The 17,557-nt window shown below is 51.8% G+C and carries 15 protein-coding genes, 1 tRNA gene and 1 pseudogene; 2 read left to right on the top strand and 15 right to left on the bottom strand.

Features of this window, described 5'->3' with window-relative positions; genetic code table 11:
* Window positions 1-119 precede the first annotated feature (119 nt).
* The 9 genes and pseudogenes from ACLD3P_RS09805 to vapC all read right to left on the bottom strand — a co-directional run.
* Window positions 120-875 carry a transcriptional regulator gene (locus ACLD3P_RS09805; RefSeq protein ID WP_080095305.1) on the bottom strand — a complete coding sequence of 252 codons (756 nt, stop codon included), beginning with the start codon at window positions 873-875 and terminating at the stop codon, window positions 120-122.
* Window positions 862-1,368, bottom strand: coding sequence for a CaiF/GrlA family transcriptional regulator (locus tag ACLD3P_RS09800; protein WP_131046522.1), 507 nt, complete (start codon window positions 1,366-1,368; stop codon window positions 862-864). Before ACLD3P_RS09800 ends, ACLD3P_RS09805 begins: the two co-directional genes overlap by 14 nt.
* Window positions 1,369-1,476: 108 nt before the next feature.
* A complete protein-coding gene (locus ACLD3P_RS09795) occupies window positions 1,477-2,544 on the bottom strand; it encodes a fimbrial protein (protein ID WP_131046523.1) in 1,068 nt (355 codons plus the stop codon).
* The gene (stdC, locus tag ACLD3P_RS09790) at window positions 2,541-3,284 is read right to left on the bottom strand and encodes a fimbrial biogenesis chaperone StdC (protein ID WP_000798496.1); all 744 of its coding nucleotides are present in this window, start codon (window positions 3,282-3,284) and stop codon (window positions 2,541-2,543) included. The genes ACLD3P_RS09795 and stdC overlap by 4 nt, the downstream gene beginning before the upstream one ends.
* A gap of 40 nt (window positions 3,285-3,324) precedes the next feature.
* Entirely contained in the window at window positions 3,325-5,814 is a 2,490-nt protein-coding gene (stdB, locus tag ACLD3P_RS09785; protein ID WP_131046524.1) for a fimbrial outer membrane usher protein StdB, read from the bottom strand.
* A 119-nt stretch (window positions 5,815-5,933) separates the two neighbouring features.
* Window positions 5,934-6,518 carry a fimbrial protein gene (locus ACLD3P_RS09780; protein ID WP_017441094.1) on the bottom strand — a complete coding sequence of 195 codons (585 nt, stop codon included), beginning with the start codon at window positions 6,516-6,518 and terminating at the stop codon, window positions 5,934-5,936.
* Window positions 6,519-7,236: 718 nt separating this feature from the next.
* A complete protein-coding gene (locus tag ACLD3P_RS09775) occupies window positions 7,237-7,869 on the bottom strand; it encodes a YfdX family protein (RefSeq protein ID WP_023202174.1) in 633 nt (210 codons plus the stop codon).
* A 46-nt stretch (window positions 7,870-7,915) separates the two neighbouring features.
* On the bottom strand, window positions 7,916-8,452 hold the full coding sequence (locus tag ACLD3P_RS09770; protein WP_001038499.1) for an STM3031 family outer membrane protein: 537 nt from the start codon (window positions 8,450-8,452) through the stop codon (window positions 7,916-7,918).
* A gap of 804 nt (window positions 8,453-9,256) precedes the next feature.
* Window positions 9,257-9,427 (bottom strand): annotated as a pseudogene (vapC, locus tag ACLD3P_RS09765) (tRNA(fMet)-specific endonuclease VapC); the annotation flags it as partial.
* 190 nt (window positions 9,428-9,617) lie between these two features.
* On the opposite strand from vapC, the gene ACLD3P_RS09760 reads away from it, so the two are divergent.
* Entirely contained in the window at window positions 9,618-10,424 is an 807-nt protein-coding gene (locus tag ACLD3P_RS09760; protein ID WP_131046526.1) for a DUF1460 domain-containing protein, read from the top strand.
* A gap of 131 nt (window positions 10,425-10,555) precedes the next feature.
* Here the strand turns inward: ACLD3P_RS09760 and ACLD3P_RS09755 are convergent.
* A tRNA-Gly gene (locus ACLD3P_RS09755) sits at window positions 10,556-10,629 on the bottom strand.
* Between the two features lie 79 nt (window positions 10,630-10,708).
* A complete protein-coding gene (gene actS / locus ACLD3P_RS09750; protein WP_000244328.1) occupies window positions 10,709-11,467 on the bottom strand; it encodes an amidase activator ActS in 759 nt (252 codons plus the stop codon).
* A gap of 264 nt (window positions 11,468-11,731) precedes the next feature.
* Here actS and idi point away from each other — a divergent pair, with 264 nt between their 5' ends.
* Window positions 11,732-12,277, top strand: a complete 546-nt coding sequence (gene idi, locus ACLD3P_RS09745) for an isopentenyl-diphosphate Delta-isomerase (RefSeq protein WP_000133994.1) — start codon at window positions 11,732-11,734, stop codon at window positions 12,275-12,277.
* A gap of 75 nt (window positions 12,278-12,352) precedes the next feature.
* On the opposite strand, the gene lysS is transcribed toward idi, so the two are convergent.
* The 4 genes from lysS to dsbC form a co-directional block, all read right to left on the bottom strand.
* Window positions 12,353-13,870, bottom strand: a complete 1,518-nt coding sequence (gene lysS / locus ACLD3P_RS09740) for a lysine--tRNA ligase (RefSeq protein WP_000003339.1) — start codon at window positions 13,868-13,870, stop codon at window positions 12,353-12,355.
* Between the two features lie 9 nt (window positions 13,871-13,879).
* A protein-coding gene (gene prfB, locus ACLD3P_RS09735; protein WP_010989230.1) for a peptide chain release factor 2 occupies window positions 13,880-14,978 on the bottom strand; the annotation gives its coding sequence in 2 pieces (ribosomal slippage) (window positions 13,880-14,902 and window positions 14,904-14,978; 1,098 coding nt in all).
* Window positions 14,979-15,082: 104 nt separating this feature from the next.
* Window positions 15,083-16,816 carry a single-stranded-DNA-specific exonuclease RecJ gene (recJ, locus tag ACLD3P_RS09730; RefSeq protein ID WP_131046527.1) on the bottom strand — a complete coding sequence of 578 codons (1,734 nt, stop codon included), beginning with the start codon at window positions 16,814-16,816 and terminating at the stop codon, window positions 15,083-15,085.
* Between the two features lie 5 nt (window positions 16,817-16,821).
* Window positions 16,822-17,535, bottom strand: coding sequence for a bifunctional protein-disulfide isomerase/oxidoreductase DsbC (dsbC, locus tag ACLD3P_RS09725; protein ID WP_023213848.1), 714 nt, complete (start codon window positions 17,533-17,535; stop codon window positions 16,822-16,824).
* Window positions 17,536-17,557: the final 22 nt, after the last annotated feature.

Below are 17,557 nucleotides of genomic sequence, written 5' to 3'. Positions count from 1 at the left end.
CAGCGTCCCGCCTGAATTCTGTATTTTACTCCACTACACCACAGGCAAAACATACCCCACCGCCACCGGGTTTAGCCGGAGTGTCAGTGTTTCTGGATAGGATCGCCGGAGGCGGGTTACTACGGAGCGATAAACGGAGTTCGCTGCAATGATTTACAAAACCGGGTACCAAACAGCAGTTCCCGTAATCGGTTCCGCATTCCCAGCTTCACCAGTAACCGGTATTTGTCCTGCCAGATTTGCTTCTCCTGCGTATTCAGCCTTCCACACAACGCTGACAACCTTCCCCGTCCACGGTAAACTTCCTGAAGCAAGCGTAACTGGGCCAGGCTCACTCCGCATGCCAGTATCTCCCGGTGCATCAACTGGTCCATATAGTTCATCAACCGCTTCGGATTGTTAAATATCGGTGGCACTTCCAGAAAGCCCGTCACCGGAGCCGGAGATAACAAAAAGGCGTCCAGCCCTCCTGTCCTGCGCAGGCGTGCGCCCCCGGCCCACTGTTCATCCCGCCGCCACCGAATAAGTATCTCCGCCAATTCCTGCTCCAGCAGCGCCGGGATGCCGCCGTATACCTTCAGTACCACCCGGTCGCTGAAAAACAGCTCATCGCTGATAATCATAACCGGGTAGTCCGGCAGTATCTGTCTCAGGGAATAGAACAAAAAGAGATGTTCACGGGGACGCAGACACAGTATCAGTATGGCCTCCGGTTTCCGACGTAATTGCTGCAACAGAACAGGCAGCCTGTATGCGGTTTCACAGTTGCAGCCCGGCAGAAATCTTCGGACCAGGTGTGCCACGGCGATCGTCACCGGCCAGCAGTCACCGTAAACGATAATCTGCCGGGCCGGCATCCGGTTATGTTCCGTCATCCTCATCCTCCTTCTTTTTCAGGATCTTCCCCGCATTTCTGTTACTGCACAGCCGGTTCCACAGTTCATTTGCCATCGACCTGTCACCATTACCGACCCGGCGTTTTGATACCGGCGGCGGTCCGGCTTTTTCACGGCGCGTGGACGGGGTGGGACTGTCAAGAACCCGGATAACATAAATCTCATAGCGTCGTGCTTTATTGGGCAGGGTCTGGTGACGGCAGATGCTGACCACCAGCGATGTTTTGCTTCGCAGATAGGCAATCAGGTAGCTGGCCCGTCTGGCCGTGATGTGAAACGCCTCTGCTATCTGGTTACGCTGAACCCAGTTCTGCTGCAACAGGCACCAGTGTGCCACGATGATATACAGGGGCTCGCCGGCATACTGGCGGACACTTACCGGAATAAAACAGGCATCATGGTTGGTCTGTCCGGGATAATGAATATCGTTACCTGAAAAAACTATCTTCTTTTTTGATTTATCATAAGACATGCAGACTCTCCGTTTTTTTAGTGAAAAAGACCGAGAAGAAAAAAATAATCATAAAGATAAATTTATATCTATTTTTAATTAACTATCAGGAAATGGTATTTAATCCTGCTAATTGTAAGTAACAATAACTGTCATTGCGGCTGAAAAAGCACCTGTTTTAATTACCGCACCGGGTATAGCTTCGACCTTTGCTTTATACTGTTTTATAATTCTGCCACCGGCACCGTTATCAAGATGGATAGGTCCCATATCTGCTTTCACATTAAATTTAACTGGTGTGTTATTATCCACATCCATTACCGACAGTCTGAAACCATTGTTTTCTTGTTTATTATTCTTAAGAATCACGGTGCTGTCAGCATCTGCCAGTGTCAGACCGTTGGTCCTGAACTCTATAGCCAGTGGGGCGACGAACGGGATCTGCGTTCCGACATTCTGTTGTGCTGTAACGGTGAAAGGTACTTCCCTGGGCACCAGGGTTTCCTTATATTCCGTATAAAAACGCCCCATATTGATAGTATTAGAAGGAGAGATAATAACCGTGCCTGAGTTGTCAGGAATAAACCTGAGATTAAACGCAGAAACAGTTAAAGGTCTGAATGAAACAGATGGGGGGCTTACACCATTTGGGTCATAGGGTAATATGTTAATCGTGCTTGATGGTATAGTTATGTTCAAAAAGTTATTCTTAAACGCCTGATACACAAATATACGAAACGTCAGCGTTCCGCTCCGGTTATATGTTTTCTCCGGGTCCATATATTGCCCGAATACTTTTGAGCTGCTCCAGCCAGAAAATCCTGCCTGTATCTCTTTCCATGTAAATGTTACGGAAGCCGACGTCCCTTCCTGAACAGTGATATCCATGCCGAGACCGCTTTTTCTTAGTGCAGTTACTACCTCCCCCATATTGTAAAGATTAAGAGTTGTGTAGTAAGAGGGTCCGTAACTTTTCCATTTTGTATAACAGGTATAACTAATGGGAACGGTAACGCTCTGCAGCTCCTGACCAGTGAAGAATGTTCCACCCTTCAGATTAATATTCTGAATGCCGACATGTCCATTCGCGTCACAATATGACCATTCGATATTTGCCCTCGCAGAATCACAGACAGCAAAGAAAAGAAACACACCTGACAGTATCAGTGATTTCATATTGAATAATCGTCCTGTCATGATGTTGCCCCTGCGTCCTTAAACGCGCAGTTCAGGGCATCGCAGGCGTAGCGGTTCATCTGCAGTCCACCATAATCATCAATATACCCCACCCACAGCGTCCGGGTTTCTGCTGGCAGAACAGCCTTTAAAGGCAGGCTCCCCAGGGGCGGCACCATCACGCCCTCGCGGAAACCGCTGAGCCTGTGGCTACGGTCTGCTCCCAGCCACGCCACAGTGATGTAGTACGGCGTCGGGTTTCTGAGGGTCAGATGTCCCGCATTTCGCTCAGCAGTCAGCTTTCTTTCCGGCTGGTCACTGCTGCTTCTGATAATGGCTTTCGGACGGTAAAACAGTTTCAGCTGGCTCTGCATGGCCAGCTGCAGGACGTTGTCGTCTTCCGGCTTCGGGGGAACGCCCCGCACGTTAAACCAGAACAGTGTTTCTCTGTCCTGAGGGAGCTTATCTGTCAGCCCACGAACCTGGGTAATGCGGACCTGGGATTTCTGTCCGGCATCAATACGCTGCAGCGGCGGCAGCGCCATCAGCGCATCGGTTCTCACCCCGTCAGCGTCCGTCACCCAGGACTGCGCCAGAAACGGCGTGGTTTTGTCATCGTTATTCAGCGTGATGGCCACCGTTTTCTGCGATGCATCCATGATAATACGGGTCCGGTCGACATTGACGGCCGCCGGACTGCACTGGCTCCATGCTGCCGCCAGTGCGAGTAAAATCACACGGCTTCTTCTGCTGTTTTTCACCTGTTTTCTCCGTTAGTCCTGCTCTGTGACAGGGATATTTTTATCTGCAGGGCAGTAACAGCGGCCCCCGGCTGAGTGTCACCGTTTCCGGCAGGGTGAGTCTGCACTGCACCCGGCCATCCCAGGACACGTTCAGGGTCCGGCGGTCTTCCCCGCTGAGGCCTGTCAGGTAGGCCAGACCGTCATCTCCGACCATCCCCGCGGTTCTGCCGGTTTTCCCGGACACTACCAGAGCGCCAAACGGTGGACTGGCGCCATCAGCCAGTCGGATATGACCGAGCACCTGCGCCCCCTGGCTGGCGTCAATCTTCCGGTAGCCCACCGCGCCCTCCGTCAGCACCTGGCTGATGACGGAGCTGCTGACGTCCACGTCCTCCGGCAGGGCGGCCACATCAACCGAAATATCGCTGCGGCGATAGCTGCTGCCGGCACTCACCACGCCCACCCCGAAGCGGTTGGTCACCCCGCTGTTGCCGTTCACCGGCACACCGGCCACGTCTCCGGTATCTATCATCATGCGAGGCTCATTCCCGGCCATCGACTGGCTGAAGGCGGCGCCGTGGGCGGTGGCGGTCACCGAGCCGTACCAGCTCAGGCCCAGGCTGCGGTACTGTCCGGGCTGCAGGGTGGCGTCCGCTGCCGCCTGACCCCACGGCAGACGGCTCTGCACGCTGCCGCTAAAGCTGCTGTTACTGCCGGTGTCATAGCGGTTATGACCGGCGCTGATGTTCCATGTGGTATCCGGGTTATGGAAATCGCTGTAATTCACGGTCTGCTGCAGGCCGCCCCGGTTATCCTTCTGCACGCTGTAGCTCACCTGGCGGCTGTCGCCCCACGGGATACTGATGGTGGCGTAGACCTGGTTCTGGCTCCCCCCGCCGGTGTACTGGTTACGGGCAAACGACACCGAGGCCGAGAGCCCCTGAAGGTCGCCGAGACTGAACACTTTGTTGAAGCTGAGCATGTAGTTATTGTTGGACTGCGCATTCCAGTAATTGAGCCGGCTTACCGAGAGGGCAGCGCTCATGTTGAGTACCGGAACGGACTGGCTATAAGTCACGGTGTAGCTCTGTTTTTCATGCCATGCATCGCCGCCGTCGGTGGCCCGACGCTGCAGGTACTCCGGCATGGACAGAAAATGGCGGTCCGAGAAGCGGTATCCGACGAACGCCAGGGTACTGCCGGTTTTATCAAACGTTTTGGCATAGTTGATACGGTAGCTGTAACCAGACTGCTTCTGCCCATGCGGCAACCGCGCATCTGAGCGGGTGACGTCCGCAGACAGAGCGCCCAGCAGCCCCATATTCTGGCCGATCCCGAGCGCCGCGGACTGGTAGTCGCCGGTGGAAGCAATGAGGCCGCCATACAGCGACGTGTTGTTAAATGCTCCCCAGGTGGCCTCCCCGAGCAGAAAGTCAGGGCTGACCGTGCTGTTGTTATGCGTTCCGCCGTACAGCGGACGTCCGGCGGCCACCTTATAGCGAACCTGTCCCTGGCGTGCCATAAAGGGGACGCTGGCCGTGTTGACCTGCCAGGTCCGGACGCTGCCGTCGCTTTCCCGGACGCTGACATCCAGGTTGCCGCTGATATTCTGGCTCAGGTCGGGAAGCTCAAAAGGCCCCGGCGACACCCGGGTCTGGTACAGAATGCGGCCATTCTGGCTGACGGTAACCTGTGCATTACTGTTCGCAATGCCGCTGATTTTCGGGGCATACCCCTGAAGAGAGGGCGGCAGCATGCGCTCATCGCTGGCCAAAGTGAGCCCGGCAAAGCGGAAGGAGTCAAAAATAGCGGAGCTGAGGTACGTCTGTCCGAGCGTCAGTTTTGAGCGCAGTGCTGGCAGGGCACGGAACAGATACGTCTGCGGCAGATAAAAATCGGACTGTGATGCGCCCCGCCCACTGTCAAAACGGCTGTACTGATAATCGCTCCGCAACCGCCAGGCGCCGAGATTAAACCCGGCGGTGCCGTAGAGGCTGTAGCTGGTAGAGGTCTCCCCCTGCTGCGGCATATAGCGATTGGCCATCAGGCTGTAATCGAGCAGGCCGGCGGTGACGCCGTCGCTCCAGCGTGAAGGGGGCACCCAGTCCGGGTCCTGATAACGCATCCAGGCCTGGGGGATAATGAAGGTCAGACGCTGATTTTCAGCGCTGTACCGTACCTGACTGTCAGCGGAGCGCAGCTCAAGGCATTGCCCGTTCGGGATACCGGTAACGGGTTTCAGGCCATGAATAATCTTATCCTTAAGACCCAGCATGGCCACCATGTCTGTTGTCACACAGATGACGGCCGCGTCGCGTCCGGCCACCGGTACAACTCTGACCGGATACTGTTCCCGTACCGGCTGGTCATTGAGCCAGATATCGAGAATATAGTTACCGGGCGCCACATACCCCTCGCGGCTGAAGGCCGTGAGGTCCACGTTAGACAGGTTCCCGCTGTCCAGCAGGCTGGCATTGAACTCCGTGGCCTGCGACTTCAGGACGGAAAATGTCAGGGTAATCAGAATGGCAAGCCGGGTAATTTTCATGGCATGGCGCTTTCGTGTTGTCGTCCGTGTAACAGACAGCCCGCAGGCACAGTCAGATATAAAAGCCGTCCGATCCCCTCCGTGGACGGCTTCTCCCTGTCGTTATTTACCGCGTGAAATCACAGGTATTTCAGGGTGTAGGTGACGGATGCGTTAACATCGCCAGGAGTTGCGGCATCTGTCAGGGCTATCAGGCGGGCAAAGAAGTTGAGTTCGTTATTCCCGGCCTGCAGTTGCTGGGCGTCGCCATCCGGCATCGGGGTATTGGGTGTAATCAGTGAGGTGTTGTCACTTTTCAGAAGCTGCACGCCAACATGCTGGGCACTGCCGGTGCTGACGTAAGCTTTACCTGAGGTATCAGCTGTGCCACTGAAAGAGACGGTTACTTTAGACATTTTCCCTGCGGAGCCGGCTATTGTAGTTTCATTCGGATCGAAGGCGCAGTTCTGCAGATGAATGGTGAACGGTTTTGAGTCCGTGGTTGCATTGGCGGTATTCAGTTTACGGTAAGAAATCTGTCCAAACGGAACGGTGATCGCATCGTCGCCCGGTGCGATATCACAGGGTGAGTTGGTGATGGTACCAGTGAAAAGAATTTTACCTGAGCCGAACGGGCCTGCTGTGGGTGTAGTATCGGCGGCAAATACAGAAGCACCATACATCATACCGGCAGCCGCCATGGCAAGTATTATTTTATTACGCATAGATAATATGTCCTTTGGGTGAATGAGAATTATTTTGCAAAGGCTGAAAACAAATCTGAGGGTATTAATGAAAGCGTTCAGAAAAGATTCGTATGAATAATAAACGCCGGGTGTTAAACGAAGCACCTGAACTTTCCATCGAAAAATATTGATTTCAGCTAATGCCTAATCAGTTGTAAGAAAATTCTTATTCAAATTAAAACAATAAAAATAGATCGATACGATCGATGATTATGATCGTAATTTAAGAATAATCATCAAAGAAATACTTTTTAATGTAATTATAAGCGGATGAATACCTAACAGACAGATATTCGCAGCGGACATGAAATATTTTGTAATATGTTATCGGGAATGTATGTTTTGCTTTTCCATCACACTGGATATTTACAAAACATAATACTAATCATATATAACAATGAAATTGCTGGCAGCATAAAAAACCAGACATAACGCAAGTGAAAGGCATTTAATTTCAAAACATTAACTTAATAAATCATTATGAACCATCATAAGCGGAAGGGATAAAAAATAATAAATGAAATGATATTCTTCTGTATTTGTGATGGACATCACAATAGATATAAATGCAGGTACCCTGACATTACTGAACTTCACGGATGAATTTTAAAAACAATGCCGACAGCAAAGAGCAAACTGGTAATAGCTGTCAGACATAATACTGCCTGCTGTAATATATACAGCAGGCTGGGGGATATTAATGCGCGGCGTCGTGCTGCACGGGGGGCGTGGGTGATTCCTGGACTGACTGAGAGTCTACAACTATGCCATCCTGAGCTGATTTCAGTAACAGACCTGCCTGATAGTATTTTCCTTCGTTCATCAAGGAAAGCGCTGTGGTCACATCCTTACGGGTTTGCTGAAGAGGAATGAGTTCCTGATTTTCAATAACACTGACGCCTGCTAGTTTCAGGGCCTCTATAGTCCCTTTTTTATCTCCTTCTTTCATTTTCTGGTTTGCTTTATTAATAGCATCATTTTTCTGCCCCGCAGGGAGATAATCTTCTGCTACCGTAATCGATGAATTTATCCGAATATAGTGGTCTCCTTCAACTGGGGCTTTTTTATCTGATTTGACATACAGCTTCCAGTCAGTGCTGTCATCGTTCAGGAGTTTTTCTGCTTGCGCAGCCAGTTGTTCCGCCTTTTGGGTCCGACCATTAAACAACTCGAATCGCGACATTCCGATATCACGCATGGCCTGCCAGGCCTGTCCGGATATCTTGTCATTATTCAGAGTAACGTTATCAGTCATGTTTGTTGCGGCCATAATATTTCCTGAAAACAGGATAAACATCAGCGCAACGCCTGGCATAATATGGCTTTTCATAATCCATCATCTCCACAAAGTAACATTTTTTATCGTATTATCCTATTCAGAACCGGTAACCCACGCCAAGATTAAAACCATTGCTATTAAGGCTTCCGCTGTTATGGGTAGCATCAAAATCCGCACCCTCATAACCCAGATTTATAGCGACATTACTGACCGGGGTATAAGCCACGCCTGCAGAATAACCATATCCGACCTTACTGTCAGACTCATTTATTCCGTGATCACGCTGATGCAATAATACGGGGCCCACTTGACTATACAGACTTAACTGGTTATTTATTTTCCATGAGGGGCCTGCAAGCAGGGAGTAATAACGAGTTGTTACACGACCATTACTGCTTTCATCGGAATAGCGCTGGCTTCCATTTAGCCAGGCAAATGAGGTTGTCAGCCCCCAGTCCGGTGACATTTCATAGTTGTTTGCCAGCCGAACCCCACGCAACGTCCCGGCGTGATTAGTATGGGACTGGGCGTATCCAAGCGAAAATGTACTGGCATTATCGTCTGCCCATACCGGACTGGCTGCAGCAGACAGCAGAACAATACCGGCACTTCCGGCTAATAGCATTTTGTTCATCTTCTTCTCTCCGGTTATTTTTACCTGATGCCTTACTGGCATGTATTAAGTTAAAATCTTTCCGTGATAACAAACTATAAATAAATCTTTTAAATTATGAGCACTGTTACGCCAGCAAATATCTTTGTCTGCGGCTGTCGGGAGGCTATTCACGAAAATATATCCAGGCCAGAAACAGCATTTAATAATAAATAAACTGAAAAATAAAAACTGACAAAAATAGAAGTTCACTGATATATACCCAAAATAATTTGAGTTGCTTAAAGGCGGCAAGGGAGTGAGTCCCCAGGAGCATAGATAACTATGTGACTGGGGTGAGCGACAAATCTGCCGGGAGCAGATTTGAACGTCGCGTGCGACGGCCCGTCAGGGCGAGGCCCATGGATGGACTGAGTAATCCGTAGCCAACACATAAGCCACTTGAAGTATGAAGGGTATATAACGGGAAAGAAGGCATATCGGCCTGGTAAATCAACGTCTGTGACTTAGTTGCAGGAAACGGCTATGGTGAGGGGGGGCGGCAGTTATCGGGCAGTAACGGCATTGTTCAGTGAGTATCCAGGAAACAAAAAAAGAAGGGAGCGGTACTCCCTTCGTAAACATGTCAGAATACGACATTTTGGTACTCTTTTATTTATTATCTGGCCGTAAAAGTTATGCTGTTGGCAGATATCTCCAGTCAACATAAAAAAATACCACCAGCTAAAAATGTGATGCAAACCACCATTAAGCAGGTAACCAAATTGACTGTGCCACTAAATCCGGAAAAGAGTTTGAATCCGGGGATAACATCTGATGCAGAAATTAGCACCAGTCTTCGATTCGGATACCCGGAATGCGTTCAAATTCGCGGAGATTGTTTGTGACGACGACCAGTCCGCGGCTACCGGCATGGCCAGCAATCATCTGGTCATAAGGCCCGACAGGTGTTCCCTTGCGGGCCAGTTCGGCACGGATTTGACCGGTATGTATCGCCAGCCTGAAGGGGCATGTTGGCTTTGACGATCAGGCAAAAAACAACGGCGAATAAAGTCATATGATGATCTTCACATTTATCATCATCAGCGTTCATATTACTCAACCTGTAATCAACCTCTGGCGTTTTTCTGTATCCATCACAACCATTTCCGGTAAAGGTAAAAAAGGGATTTGAACCTTTCCGGAGATGATAATGAAGGTAAATACATGGACAATTTTGCTTATGTCGGCGCATCTGACGGCCTGTGCCGTCCCTGGCACAGAAAAATATCAGACCAGCATGGACAGCGTTACGGCAGAAAAAGTAAGCCGGATTATCCAGTCGGATGTCATTCCTTATAAAGGCGAAAACCATGGAGAAGTTATCAGCCGCGTATCGTCTGCTTTTCTCGGAACACCTTATCAGGCGGATACGCTCATCGGTGGGCCCGGCACCCCCGAAGTCCTTGTAGCGAATTTCAACGGAGTGGACTGCTTTACCCTGGCTGATTACGTTGAAGCCCTGGCCCGCAGCGATAATCAGAAATCGTTTCTGCATAATCTTGCCAGGACTCGCTACGCCGCGGGCAAAGTTGCTTATCTCAGCCGCCGGCACTTCTTCTCTGACTGGTTCGCCGCAGCACCGCGTAATGCACGGGATGTAACGCCGGATATCAGCCCTGATTATGTCGTTGTTGACAAGCAGCTTAACCATAAACCTGATGGCGGCGAGTACATTCCTGGTCTGGGCATCCATCCTCGTAAAATAAATTACATTCCCGGAAGAGCCATCAACCAGCAGGTCATGAACCACCTAAAAAACGGGGATTATATCGGTGTCTACTCCCCGCTTGACGGGCTGGACGTTTCACATGTGGGTATCGTAGTTCGCCATGATGAACAGGTGTGGTTCAGGAACGCCTCCTCATTGGCCGCAAACAGAAAAGTGGTGGACACACCGTTTATGGAATACATGCATTCCAGACCGGGCATCGTTGTGCTGCGGGCTGAATGATAAAGTCATTACCGGAGTCGCCAGCTGATAATAGCCGTCCGACATAGGTATTGAAACCCTGTGTACTGTGGGGCCGACACGGAAAATTGCTGTAAATTCGTGGATTTAGTAAATACTAGAAGATATTTGTCTGGAGCGGGCGAAGGGAATCGAACCCTCGTATAGAGCTTGGGAAGCTCTCGTTCTACCATTGAACTACGCCCGCTTTGAGATGCGTAAGGCATTATAAACCTTACGCTCTGGTTGGCAAGAGACTTACTGACTGACTGGCGATTAATTCGCCGTCAGCACTTCGGTTTACTCCCCTGTGGCGGCAGATAACGCAGCGGATCGATGGCCGTCGCCCGGTAGCGAATCTGGAAGTGTAGTCTTACGGATGCGGCATCCGTGCTGCCCATCGTAGCGATTTTTTGCCCCGCTTTAACGCTTTGTCCATTATTAACCAGCATGGTGTCATTATGAGCGTAAGCCGTAATGTAATCTTCATTGTGCTTAATCATGATGAGATTGCCGTAACCGCGCAGCTGGTTCCCGACATAGACAACTTTACCCGCTCCCGCCGCATAAACAGGCGTTCCGCGCGCGCCCGCAATATCGATGCCCTTATTTCCGCCCTCTGCGGTGGAATAAGGTAAAATCACTTTACCGTTGGCAGGCCATACCCAACAGCGCTGCCCCACCGGCGGCCAGGAGGATTTTGGCACCGAAGATGACGGTCTGACCGCGGCAGTTTTTGTTGCTGTTTTATTGCTGGTTTTGCGTGTTGAACTGCTACTCTTTGCGCTGCCGCGCACTTTAATTCGCTGCCCCACCTCAATAGTATAAGGCGGAGAAATGCCATTCAGTCGGGCCAGTTCTTTCACGCTGGTTCCCGTAGCGCGCGATATACGATACAACGTATCGCCGCGCTTAACGGTATAGACGGAGCCGGAATACGTTCCTGAGCCGGAATTACTGGAACACCCCGCCAGCAGCAGCCCTGTGCATAACAGCACCGCAATACCCAGGCTATTTTTGTTCAGGCGTCCTGCGCTCAAAACCATTCCTCACTCTATTGACAGACGCCTTATGATAGCAGCCAAATGCCGTATGCCCAATCCATTGACGCCGGAAAGGGACCGCGTGGATGATGATGCCGCGAATATCCGATATGCCAGCATAATATCGACTCACGGCACAATGGCGCTCGTCTGCGTTCTGTCAGGGCCTGTTTTGGTAATGCCTTTCTTTCTGTTATGCGCTACGCTGATCGTCTGAGTATATGGCCTGGCCATGCTGCCGGGTCATTTTAATTTTCAGGAGCTTTCATGACTGAGGAACATGTCGTTTTATTGGATGAGCAGGATAAGCCTTCCGGCACACTGGAAAAGTATGCGGCTCATACGCTTAATACGCCTTTGCATCTGGCTTTCTCCTGCTGGCTATTTAACGAAGATGGTCAGTTGTTGGTAACACGACGGTCGCTGAGCAAAAAAGCCTGGCCAGGCGTGTGGACGAATTCGGTTTGCGGTCATCCGCAACAAGGCGAAACCACCGAAGAGGCGATCATCCGCCGTTGTCGGTTCGAACTCGGCGTGGAAATTACCGATCTCACCCCCGTCTATCCGCACTTCAGCTATCGGGCAACAGATCCAAACGGTATTGTGGAAAATGAAGTCTGTCCGGTATTTGCCGCGCGGGCAACCAGTGTGTTACAGGTTAACAGCGAAGAGGTGATGGACTATCAGTGGAGCGAATTTAAAAGCGTATGGAAAAGCCTTCTCGCTACGCCGTGGGCATTTAGCCCGTGGATGGTCATGCAAGCGTCAGACGAACAAGCGCGTGAACGACTGCTCAATTACTGCCAGCGTTAAAAATTGCCTGATGGCGCTACGCCTGAACGAAGAGATGCCGGATGGCGGCTAATGCCCCATCCGGCAATTTACATCTTATTTCACCGGACGCATCGCCGGGAACAGAATAACGTCGCGAATCGTGTGGCTGTTAGTAAACAGCATCACCATACGGTCGATACCAATTCCCAGACCTGCTGTCGGCGGTAAACCGTGTTCCAGCGCCGTCACGTAGTCTTCGTCGTAGAACATGGCTTCGTCGTCGCCCGCCGCTTTTGCATTAACCTGATCCAGGAAACGCTGCGCCTGGTCTTCCGCATCGTTCAACTCGCTAAAGCCATTACCGATTTCACGACCGCCGATAAAGAACTCGAAGCGGTCAGTGATTTCCGGGTTCACATCATTACGACGCGCCAGCGGAGACACTTCAGCCGGATATTCGGTGATGAAGGTCGGCTGAATCAGATGCGCTTCAGCGACTTCGTCAAAGATCTCGGTGACGATACGGCCCAGACCCCAGCTCTTCTCGACGTGAATGCCGATGCTTTCAGCAATCGCCTTCGCGGAGTCGAAGTTGTCCAGATCAGCCATATCCGTTTCCGGACGATATTTCTTGATCGCTTCACGCATGGTCAGTTTTTCGAACGGCTTACCGAAGTCAAACACTTCATCACCGTACGGAACCTGGGTGGTGCCCAGAACATCCTGCGCCAGCGTACGGAACAGAGACTCCGTCAGTTCGATCAGGTCTTTGTAGTCCGCATACGCCATATAGAGTTCCATCATGGTGAACTCAGGATTATGGCGCACGGAGATGCCTTCGTTACGGAAGTTACGGTTAATTTCGAATACGCGTTCGAAGCCGCCAACCACCAGACGCTTGAGGTACAGTTCCGGCGCAATACGCAGGTACATGTCCAGATCCAGCGCGTTGTGATGGGTGATAAACGGACGGGCAGACGCGCCGCCTGGGATCACCTGCATCATCGGCGTTTCGACTTCCATAAAGCCGCGAGCAACCATAAACTGGCGAATACCGGCCAGGATCTTCGAACGGGTTTTGAAGGTGTTACGGGATTCATCGTTAGAGATGAGATCCAGATAACGCTGGCGATAGCGCGCTTCCTGGTCCTGCAGGCCGTGGAATTTATCCGGCAACGGACGCAGCGCTTTCGTCAGCAGGCGCAGTTCGGTGCAGTGGATAGACAGCTCGCCGGTTTTGGTTTTGAACAGCTTACCTTTCGCGCCGAGGATATCGCCAAGATCCCACTTCTTGAACTGCTCGTTGTAAACGCCTTCCGGCAGATCATCGCGCGCCACATACAGCTGAATGCGGCCGCCTACGTCTTGCAGGGTAACAAAAGAGGCTTTACCCATAATACGGCGAGTCATCATACGGCCCGCGACGGACACTTCAATATTCAGCGCTTCCAGTTCTTCAGCTTCTTTCGCGTCAAACTCTGCGTGCAGTTGGTCTGAGGTACGGTCACGACGGAAATCGTTCGGGAACGGGATACCCTGCTCACGCAGTGCAGCCAGCTTCTCGCGACGTGCCTTCATTTCATTGTTAAGATCGACTACCTCGTCAGCGCCCTGTGCGTTTTGTTCAGACATGTTGATTCCTCATAGCCCTGCTTTCAAACTTGCTTCGATAAATTGATCCAGACTACCGTCCAGTACCGCCTGTGTATTGCGGGTTTCCACCCCAGTACGCAGGTCTTTAATGCGGGAATCGTCCAGGACATAGGAACGAATCTGGCTTCCCCAGCCGATATCGGACTTAGTGTCTTCCATCGCCTGTTTTTCAGCGTTCTTTTTCTGCATCTCCAGTTCATAAAGCTTCGCTTTCATCTGCTTCATGGCCTGGTCTTTGTTTTTGTGCTGCGAACGGTCGTTCTGGCACTGCGTCACAATCCCGGTGGGAATATGGGTGATACGCACTGCGGATTCCGTACGGTTAACGTGCTGACCGCCTGCGCCAGACGCACGATAGACGTCGATACGCAGATCCGCCGGGTTAATGTCGATATCGATATCGTCGTCCACTTCCGGATACACAAACGCGGAGCTAAACGAGGTATGACGGCGACCGCCGGAGTCGAACGGACTTTTACGCACCAGACGATGTACGCCGGTTTCAGTGCGCAGCCAGCCATAGGCATATTCGCCGGAGATTTTGATAGTCGCGGACTTAATGCCAGCGACTTCCCCTTCCGACTCTTCAATGACTTCCGTCTTGAAGCCGCGCGCTTCCGCCCAACGCAGATACATACGCAGCAACATGCTGGCCCAGTCCTGCGCTTCAGTACCACCGGAACCGGCCTGAATATCGAGATAGCAATCGGCGCTATCGTACTCGCCGGAGAACATCCGACGGAATTCCAACTGCGCCAGTTTCTCTTCCAGCGTATTCAGTTCCGCGACGGCTTCGTTAAACGTCTCTTCGTCGTCAGCTTCTACCGCCAGTTCCAGCAGCCCGGAAACGTCGTCCAGCCCCTGAGTCATTTGATCAAGCGTATCGACGATCGCTTCGAGCGATGAACGCTCTTTTCCCAGCGCCTGCGCGCGCTCAGGTTCGTTCCAGACATCCGGCTGTTCCAGCTCGGCGTTTACTTCTTCCAGACGCTCTTTCTTAGCATCGTAGTCAAAGATACCCCCTAAGAACGTTGGTGCGTTCCGTGAGGTCCTGAATGCGGTTATTCACCGGGTTAATTTCAAACATGGTCTGATTTCTTTTATTTGACTTGTCAAAATGCGGTTATAAGGGCGAAATATTAGCGGATTTCGCCCCTTAATTACAGCGAAAGTGTTGTTAAATCGCCCCGATCATAGCGGCCAAATATCATCGATAATAATCTGTAAACTACGGTTGCCGCGAAACTCGTTAATGTCCAGTTTATAAGCCAGTTCTACCTCCCGCACGCCGTTATCCGGCCAACAGGTCGTATCAATATTAAATGCGATGCCATCCAACAGCGGGCCGCCACCGACGGGCTCCACCATCACCTTAAGGTGGCGCTCGCCCACCAGACGCTGTTGTAGCAGACGGAAACGACCATCGAATAACGGCTCCGGGAACATTTGCCCCCACGGTCCGGCATCCCGCAACAGTTGCGCCACTTCCATAGACATCTCCGCCGCGCTTAATGGACCATCGGAGATCACCTCGCCTTGCAACAGGGCAGGATCGAGCCATTCCGTTACCAGCTCGCCAAAACGTTGCTGAAACTGCTCGAATTTATGCTCTTCCAGCGACAATCCCGCCGCCATCGCATGACCGCCGAACTTGATCATCAGATCAGGGTAAAGCGTATCCAGCCTTTCCAGCGCATCGCGCATATGCAGCCCCTGAATCGATCGGCCTGAGCCTTTTAGCGTGCCGTCGCCCGCAGGCGCAAAGGCAATCACCGGGCGGTGAAAACGCTCTTTAATGCGCGACGCCAGAATTCCGACCACGCCCTGATGCCATTCAGGATGATACATCGCCAGACCGCCCGGCAGCGTTTCACTACTGCGCTCAAGCTTTTCACACAGGATAAGCGCTTCCGCCTGCATCCCCTGCTCTATTTCTTTGCGCGTCTGGTTAAGCGCATCCAGCTCGCTGGCCAGAACACGCGCTTCGCCGAGGTTATCGCATAACAGTAACGCCACGCCAACGGACATATCATCCAGCCTGCCGGCGGCATTCAGGCGAGGCCCCAACGCGAAGCCTAAATCACTGGCGGCAAGCTGCTGCGGATCGCGATTCGATATCTCCAGCAACGCTTTAATTCCCGGGCGGCATTTCCCGGCACGAATACGACTTAGCCCTTGCCAGGTCAGAATACGGTTGTTAGCGTCCAGCGGCACAACGTCTGCTACCGTTCCCAACGCCACTAAATCCAGCAGCTCCGCCAGATTCGGCGGCGCGATGTTGCGCTCGTCGAACCATCCTTTGTCGCGCAAAAATGTTCGCAACGCCAGCATCAGGTAAAACGCCACGCCGACGCCCGCCAGCGACTTAGACGGGAATTCGCAGTCGCGCAGATTGGGATTAATAATCGCTTCGGCATCCGGCAACGTGTCGCCAGGCAGGTGGTGATCGGTCACGATCACCGGAATCCCCAACGTCTTTGCATGCGCTACGCCGGCGTGGGATGAGATGCCGTTATCTACGGTGACGAGAAGCTGCGCGCCGCGCGCCTTCGCCTGATCGACCACTTCCGGGCTTAAACCGTAGCCGTCTTCAAAGCGATTAGGCACCAGATAACTGATGTTGTCACATCCCAACGCACGCATTCCCAATACGCTTAGCGCAGTACTGGTCGCGCCGTCGGCGTCAAAATCGCCAACAACAATAATGCGGATACCTTCGCGAAAGGCGTTGTAGAGGATCTCCACCGCGTTATCTATGCCGCTAAGCTGTTGCCAGGGCAGCATTCCTTTCACGCTGCGCTCCAGTTCGCGGGCGCTACGAACGCCCCGGCTGGCATATAAACGTCGTAGTAATGGAGGAAGATCGGCGGGGAGTTCCGCCGTCTCATCAGCCTCACGCCGACGAAGTTGTCTCTGTTGTTTCACGCGTATTATTTACCACTGGTCTGTTTTTGATGCTCATCAAGAAACGCTTTCATCTCTTTCGGTCCCTGATAGCCAGGCACCACATAGCCGTTACTCAATACAATGGCTGGCGTACCGCTAACGCCCAACTGCACGCCCAACGCATAATGATCAGCAATGTTCACGTCACAGCTTGCCGGTTTCACGCCCTTACCTGCCATGGCGTCATCAAACGCTTTGTTTTTGTCTTTGGCGCACCAGATAGATTTCATATCCTGCTCCGCCTGGCTTTCCAGCCCCTGGCGCGGGAAGGCCAGATAACGTACCGTGATCCCCAGCGCGTTATAATCTTTCATCTCTTCATGTAGCTTATGACAATAGCCGCAGGTGATATCGGTAAAAACAGTAATGACATGTTTCTCATCCGGCGCTTTATAGACGATCATCTCTTTTTCCAGCGCATTTAGCTGGCTCATCAGCAGTTTGTTCGTCACGTTTACCGGATGCGCGCCGCTTACGTCATACATCGGCCCTTGAATAATATGTTTGCCGTCATCAGTGACGTACAGTACGCCGCTGTGAGTGAGGACGGTTTTCATCCCTGCCACTGGCGAGGGCTGAATTTCCGTACTCTGAACGCCCAGCTTAGCCAGCGACTGACGGATAGCCGCATCATCCGCATGGGCCACGCCTGAAAACGCCGCCGCCAGTAAAGTGAACATCATAAAACGCTTTTTCATAAACTATCCTTTCCTGTCAGCA

Origin of the sequence: Salmonella sp. 741265073_HBA (genome assembly GCF_046569105.1) — a bacterium.
Classification (GTDB): Bacteria; Pseudomonadota; Gammaproteobacteria; order Enterobacterales; family Enterobacteriaceae; genus Salmonella; species Salmonella enterica.
The sequence above is the reverse complement of the archived record's forward strand: the minus strand, read 5'-3'. Positions and strand labels throughout refer to the sequence as shown.